Genomic DNA, 5,891 nt, shown 5'->3' on the forward strand with positions numbered 1-5,891 from the left:
GGGGGGGAGGTATGTGGGGGAGGGTGGTTGTAGCGCTCCCTGGTTCCCCCCTGTACCCCCGCCCCCCCCCCCCCCCTCCGCGGGAGCCCCCCCCCCCCCCCCCCCCCCCCCCTCCCGCTGTTCCCCGGCCACGACCCCGTACGGGCGACTACGGTGGCGTACATGCCGATCCGCGCCGTGCTCTGGGACATCGACGACACGATCTTCGACTACGCGGGCGCCGACCACACCGGTATGCGGCTCCACCTGGAGGGCGTGGGGCTGCCCGAGGCGTACGCGACGGTCGACGAGGCCCTCGCCGCCTGGAAGGCCATCACCGCCGTGCACTGGGCGCGCGTCGCCGCCGGCGAGACGGACTTCCTCGGCCAGCGCCGGGACCGGGTGCGGGAGTTCCTCTCGCGGCCCCTGACGGACGACGAGGCCGACGAGTGGTTCGCCGGCCACCTGGCCCACTACGAGGCCGCCTGGCAGCTCTTCCCGGACGTGCTGCCGGTCCTGGACCGGCTGGCCTCCGGTTACCGCCACGCGATCCTCTCCAACTCCAGCAGCCGCAACCAGCACCGCAAGCTGACCGCGCTCGGCGTCCGGCACCGGTTCGAGGCGCTGGTCTGCGCCGTGGAGCTGGGCATCTCCAAGCCCGAGCCCGGCGCCTTCCACGCGGCCTGCGAAGCGCTCGCGCTGGAGCCGCACGAAGTGGTGTACGTGGGGGACGAGCCCGACATCGACGCGAGCGGGGCCGTGGCCGCCGGGCTGCGGGGCGTCTGGCTCGACCGACGGGGGAGGGGCGGGCGCCCGGACCTCGTGACGATCACCGGGCTCGACCAGCTCCCCGGCCTGCTGGCGGGCGATACCCGTTTTGGAGCGCCGGACACCTTCGGGTAATGTTCTTTCTGCGCCGCCCGAGCGGGACGGAAGATCCGACCGGGAAGCGCGGATAGAAGTGAAGCCCCCTCCAGGGGTTGCATTTCAGTGGGCTATGGTGTAATTGGCAACACTACGGTTTCTGGTACCGTCATTCTAGGTTCGAGTCCTGGTAGCCCAGCGCAGTACAGCAAGACAGCAGTATCCAGCAGGACAAGCCCCCGTTGTGTAGCGGCCTAGCACGCTGCCCTCTCACGGCAGTAGCGCCGGTTCGAATCCGGTCGGGGGTACAGATCCTTCCCGCGAGAACATCTGGGTCGCACCCACGCTCTCGATGCAGGATCGCTAGGGCCCCCGTTGTGTAGCGGCCTAGCACGCTGCCCTCTCACGGCAGTAGCGCCGGTTCGAATCCGGTCGGGGGTACTTGTCACACCATGGGCTATGGTGTAATTGGCAACACTACGGTTTCTGGTACCGTCATTCTAGGTTCGAGTCCTGGTAGCCCAGCGCAAGTCAGCAGTAACCACGCCCCCGTTGTGTAGCGGCCTAGCACGCTGCCCTCTCACGGCAGTAGCGCCGGTTCGAATCCGGTCGGGGGTACAACAGAGCGGTAGGGAAGGCCCTTCACTTCGGTGGGGGGCCTTCTCGCTTGTCCGGATCGGGGCGCGTCGTGCCGAGTCGCCTGCGTCACAAGGCCGTTGGCCGAGGGGCAGCTGTGGCCCGGGGAAGAGGGAGGGGCCGCCACGGCGCTGGGGCGGCCTGCCGGAGGAGATGACGTGCAGGAGGAAGGGGCAGAGCGGGGAGAGCGGCTACGGGCCGGGGTCAGCCCGAGCGGCGCAGGGCCTCGCTCAGCCGGGCCGCCGAGTCGATGACCGCCTGGGCGTGCATCCGGCCCGGGTGGCGGGTCAGCCGCTCGATCGGCCCGGAGACCGAGACGGCGGCGACCACCCGGTTCGACGGCCCGCGCACCGGGGCCGAGACCGAGGCGACGCCCGGCTCCCGCTCACCGATCGACTGGGCCCAGCCCCGCCGCCGTACGCCGGAGAGCGCCGTCGCGGTGAACCGGGCGCCCTGGAGGCCCCGGTGCAACCGCTCCGGCTCCTCCCAGGCCATCAGGATCTGGGCCGACGAGCCCGCCTTCATGGTGAGCGTGGAGCCGACCGGCACCGTGTCCCGGAGTCCGGACAGCCGCTCCGCCGCCGCCACGCAGATGCGCATGTCACCCTGCCGACGGTAGAGCTGGGCGCTCTCGCCGGTGATGTCGCGCAGGTGGGTGAGTACCGGTCCGGCCGTGGCCAGCAGGCGGTCCTCGCCCGCCGCGGCTGCCAGCTCCGACAGCCGGGGGCCGAGGATGAACCGGCCCTGCATGTCCCTCGCCACCATCCGGTGGTGTTCCAGTGCCACGGCCAGACGGTGGGCCGTGGGCCGTGCGAGCCCGGTCGCCGCGACCAGCCCGGCGAGGGTGGCCGGACCGGACTCCAGGGCGCTCAATACCAGAGCTGCCTTGTCGAGAACGCCGACGCCGCTAGAGTTGTCCATACGACGATACTCCCGTCTCACTCTGTGAAACGCAAGTTCAATTTTCTCCGGAAGTTGCGAACCTGTACGGGCGGCCCCACAACGGCCCGTGGCCACCGCCCCGCAGGGGATCCGGACGGCGGCGTACCGAATCTCTAGTTGGGCCGGCGAAGACGCCGGCCGGAGGGAAAGCGATGGGTAGGACACTCGCGGAGAAGGTCTGGGACGACCATGTCGTCCGGCGCGCCGAGGGCGAGCCCGACCTCCTCTTCATCGATCTGCACCTGCTGCACGAGGTGACCAGCCCGCAGGCCTTCGACGGTCTGCGCCAGGCGGGACGCCCGGTGCGGCGCCTCGACCTCACCATCGCCACCGAGGACCACAACACCCCGACCCTCGACATCGACAAGCCGATCGCGGACCCGGTCTCCCGCGCCCAGCTGGAGACCCTGCGCAAGAACTGCGCGGAGTTCGGCGTACGGCTGCACCCCCTGGGCGACGTCGAGCAGGGCGTCGTGCACGTGGTCGGCCCGCAGCTGGGCCTGACCCAGCCCGGCACCACCGTGGTCTGCGGCGACTCCCACACCTCCACGCACGGGGCGTTCGGCGCGCTGGCGTTCGGTATCGGCACCAGCCAGGTGGAGCACGTCCTGGCCACCCAGACGCTGCCGCTGGCCCGCCCGAAGACCATGGCCATCACCGTCGAGGGCGAACTGCCCGAGGACGTCACCGCCAAGGACCTGATCCTCGCGATCATCGCCAAGATCGGCACCGGCGGCGGCCAGGGCTACATCCTCGAATACCGCGGCTCCGCCATCGAGAAGCTCTCGATGGAGGCCCGGATGACCATCTGCAACATGTCGATCGAGGCCGGTGCCCGCGCGGGCATGATCGCCCCGGACGAGACCACCTTCGCCTATCTGGAGGGCCGCGACGCCGCCCCCAAGGGGGCGGACTGGGACGCCGCCGTGGCGTACTGGAGGACCCTGCGCACGGACGACGACGCGGTGTTCGACGCCGAGGTCGTCATCGACGCCGCCGCGCTGGCCCCGTTCGTCACCTGGGGCACCAACCCCGGCCAGGGCGCCCCGCTCTCCGCGAACGTCCCCGACCCTGCTTCGTACGAGGACGCCTCGGAGCGCAACGCCGCCGAAAAGGCCCTGGAGTACATGGGGTTGACCGCCGGCCAGCCGCTGCGCGACATCAACGTGGACACCGTCTTCGTAGGTTCGTGCACCAACGGCCGCATCGAGGACCTGCGCAACGCCGCCTCGATCCTGGACGGCCGTAAAGTCGCCAGTGGCGTACGGATGCTGGTCGTCCCCGGCTCGGTCCGGGTCGCGCTCCAGGCCGTCTCCGAGGGGCTGGACAAGGTCTTCACCGCCGCCGGCGCCGAATGGCGGCACGCCGGTTGCTCGATGTGCCTCGGTATGAACCCCGACCAGCTGGCCCCCGGCGAGCGCTCCGCCTCCACCTCGAACCGCAACTTCGAGGGCAGGCAGGGCAAGGGCGGCCGCACCCACCTGGTCTCGCCCCAGGTCGCCGCCGCCACCGCCGTGCTGGGCCGTCTGGCCTCGCCCGCCGACCTGTCCGACACCCGTACCCCCGCCGGAGTCGCATAGCCATGGAAGCCTTCACCACCCACACCGGCCGGGCCGTCCCGCTGCGCCGCAGCAACGTCGACACCGACCAGATCATCCCCGCCCACTGGCTGAAGAAGGTCACCCGCGACGGGTTCGAGGACGGCCTCTTCGAAGCCTGGCGCAAGGACGCCGACTTCGTTCTCAACCGGCCCGAGCGGCAGGGCGCCACGGTCCTGGTGGCCGGTCCCGACTTCGGTACGGGCTCCTCCCGCGAACACGCGGTCTGGGCTCTGCAGAACTACGGCTTCAAGGCTGTCATCTCGTCCCGCTTCGCCGACATCTTCCGGGGCAACTCGCTGAAGAACGGCCTGCTGACCGTCGTTCTGGACCAGAAGGTCGTCGACGCGCTGTGGGAGCTGAGCGAGGCCGACCCGAGCGCCGAGATCACCGTCGACCTGGAGTCCCGCCAGGTCCGTGCCGAAGGTGTCACAGCCGACTTCGAGCTGGACGAGAACGCCCGCTGGCGCCTGCTGAACGGTCTCGACGACATCAGCCTCACCCTTCAGAACGAAGCGGACATCGCCGCTTACGAGGCCGCCAGGCCGACCCACAAACCGCGTACAATTGACGCCTGAGCAGCGGTTTTCCATGACTGCGCCCCCTGCCTCCCGGCAGGGGGCGCAGTCGCTTGTTGAGCCCCCCTCGGGCGACAACTCGCCCCAGATGGCACAATCGGTGCATGGAACGCGACAGCCAACTCGAGCTCTATGGCCACGTCGCCGACCGACTGAAGGAAGCGCACGCGAAGGTGCGTGCACTGCAAGTCCCGGAGGGCGTACGGATGGCGCTCTCCCGGAAGCTGCTGGTCGTCACGGCCGCGGCGAAGCACGATCTCCCGGACGCGGCAAGGCGTCTGGACCGGTTGATGAAGGACCTCGATGAGGGCCGATTCCCCGAAGGTGACTGACACGTGGAACTGCGCATCGGTCGACTTCGTTGCGGCACTAGGGTGATTAGCCCGTTTCGTGTTTGATTTGCGGTATATATCTGCCTAACGTGCGAAAAAGCCTGAACGCATTCGTTCCGGCAATGTCTCCGAAGGGGAAGACGTGAACAAGGCGCAGCTCGTAGAAGCGATTGCCGACAAGGTCGGCGGCCGCCAGCAGGCGGCCGACGCCGTCGACGCGGTACTCGACGCGATCGTCCGTGCCGTGGTCGCCGGGGACCGTGTCTCGGTCACCGGCTTCGGCTCGTTCGAGAAGGTCGACCGCCCCGCCCGGTACGCCCGCAACCCGCAGACGGGTGAGCGCGTCCGGGTCAAGAAGACCTCGGTGCCCCGCTTCCGCGCGGGTCAGGGGTTCAAGGACCTGGTGAGCGGCTCCAAGAAGCTCCCCAAGAACGATGTGGCCGTGAAGAAGGCCCCCAAGGGCAGCCTCTCGGGCGGATCTTCCGCCGCCCGTACGACCGTCAAGGCCGCTGCCGCCAAGAAGTCGGCAGCCAAGAAGGCCACGGCGAAGAAGACCACCGCCAAGAAGACGGCACCGGCGAAGACCGCCGCCAAGAAGACGACGGCCAAGAAGGCGACCGCCACCGCCAAGAAGGCCACGCCGGCCGCGAAGAAGGCGACCACGGCGAAGAAGGCCACCGCCACGGCCAAGAAGACCGCGCCCGCCAAGAAGGCCACGGCGAAGAAGGCGCCCGCGAAGAAGACCACCGCGCGCACCACCACGGCCAAGAAGGCCACCGCACGCAAGAAGTGAGACCGGGCGACCGCTCGCTTCGAGGAAACGCGCCGGGGGGGGGGGGGGGGGGGGGGGGGGGGGGGGGGGGGGGGGGGGGGGGGGGGGGGGGGGGGGGGGGGGGGGGGGGGGGGGGGGGGGGGGGGGGGGGGGGGGGGGGGGGGGGGGGATGGGTGTCCGGGTGGCGGGT

At 70.1% G+C, this 5,891-nt stretch carries 6 protein-coding genes and 5 tRNA genes; 10 read left to right on the forward strand and 1 reads right to left on the reverse strand.

Annotation, left to right across the window (positions count from 1 at the left end; genetic code table 11):
• Positions 1-162 precede the first annotated feature (162 nt).
• From AC0682_RS23510 to AC0682_RS23535, 6 genes are all read left to right on the forward strand, one after another.
• The gene (locus AC0682_RS23510) at positions 163-882 is read left to right on the forward strand and encodes an HAD family hydrolase (RefSeq protein WP_254811610.1); all 720 of its coding nucleotides are present in this window, start codon (positions 163-165) and stop codon (positions 880-882) included.
• 88 nt (positions 883-970) lie between these two features.
• Positions 971-1,042, forward strand: a tRNA-Gln gene (locus tag AC0682_RS23515).
• A 36-nt stretch (positions 1,043-1,078) separates the two neighbouring features.
• Positions 1,079-1,151, forward strand: a tRNA-Glu gene (locus AC0682_RS23520).
• A gap of 60 nt (positions 1,152-1,211) precedes the next feature.
• Positions 1,212-1,284: transfer RNA gene (locus AC0682_RS23525), tRNA-Glu, on the forward strand.
• Between the two features lie 12 nt (positions 1,285-1,296).
• Positions 1,297-1,368: transfer RNA gene (locus AC0682_RS23530), tRNA-Gln, on the forward strand.
• 20 nt (positions 1,369-1,388) lie between these two features.
• Positions 1,389-1,461 (forward strand) — tRNA-Glu (locus AC0682_RS23535).
• A gap of 222 nt (positions 1,462-1,683) precedes the next feature.
• Here AC0682_RS23535 and ndgR read toward each other — a convergent pair.
• Positions 1,684-2,400, reverse strand: coding sequence for an IclR family transcriptional regulator NdgR (gene ndgR, locus AC0682_RS23540; RefSeq protein ID WP_026237628.1), 717 nt, complete (start codon positions 2,398-2,400; stop codon positions 1,684-1,686).
• Positions 2,401-2,573: 173 nt separating this feature from the next.
• On the opposite strand from ndgR, the gene leuC reads away from it, so the two are divergent.
• The 4 genes from leuC (at position 2,574) to AC0682_RS23560 (ending at position 5,722) form a co-directional block, all read left to right on the forward strand.
• Positions 2,574-4,001 (forward strand): 3-isopropylmalate dehydratase large subunit, encoded by a 1,428-nt coding sequence (gene leuC, locus AC0682_RS23545; RefSeq protein WP_254811609.1) that lies wholly within the window; start codon positions 2,574-2,576, stop codon positions 3,999-4,001.
• Positions 4,002-4,003: 2 nt separating this feature from the next.
• The gene (leuD, locus tag AC0682_RS23550; protein ID WP_254811608.1) at positions 4,004-4,597 is read left to right on the forward strand and encodes a 3-isopropylmalate dehydratase small subunit; all 594 of its coding nucleotides are present in this window, start codon (positions 4,004-4,006) and stop codon (positions 4,595-4,597) included.
• Positions 4,598-4,701: 104 nt separating this feature from the next.
• Positions 4,702-4,929 (forward strand): SCO5555 family protein, encoded by a 228-nt coding sequence (locus tag AC0682_RS23555; RefSeq protein ID WP_019766272.1) that lies wholly within the window; start codon positions 4,702-4,704, stop codon positions 4,927-4,929.
• A 142-nt stretch (positions 4,930-5,071) separates the two neighbouring features.
• Positions 5,072-5,722 (forward strand): HU family DNA-binding protein, encoded by a 651-nt coding sequence (locus tag AC0682_RS23560; RefSeq protein WP_254811607.1) that lies wholly within the window; start codon positions 5,072-5,074, stop codon positions 5,720-5,722.
• Positions 5,723-5,891 lie beyond the last annotated feature (169 nt).

This window comes from Streptomyces sp. NPDC043746 (assembly GCF_056436485.1).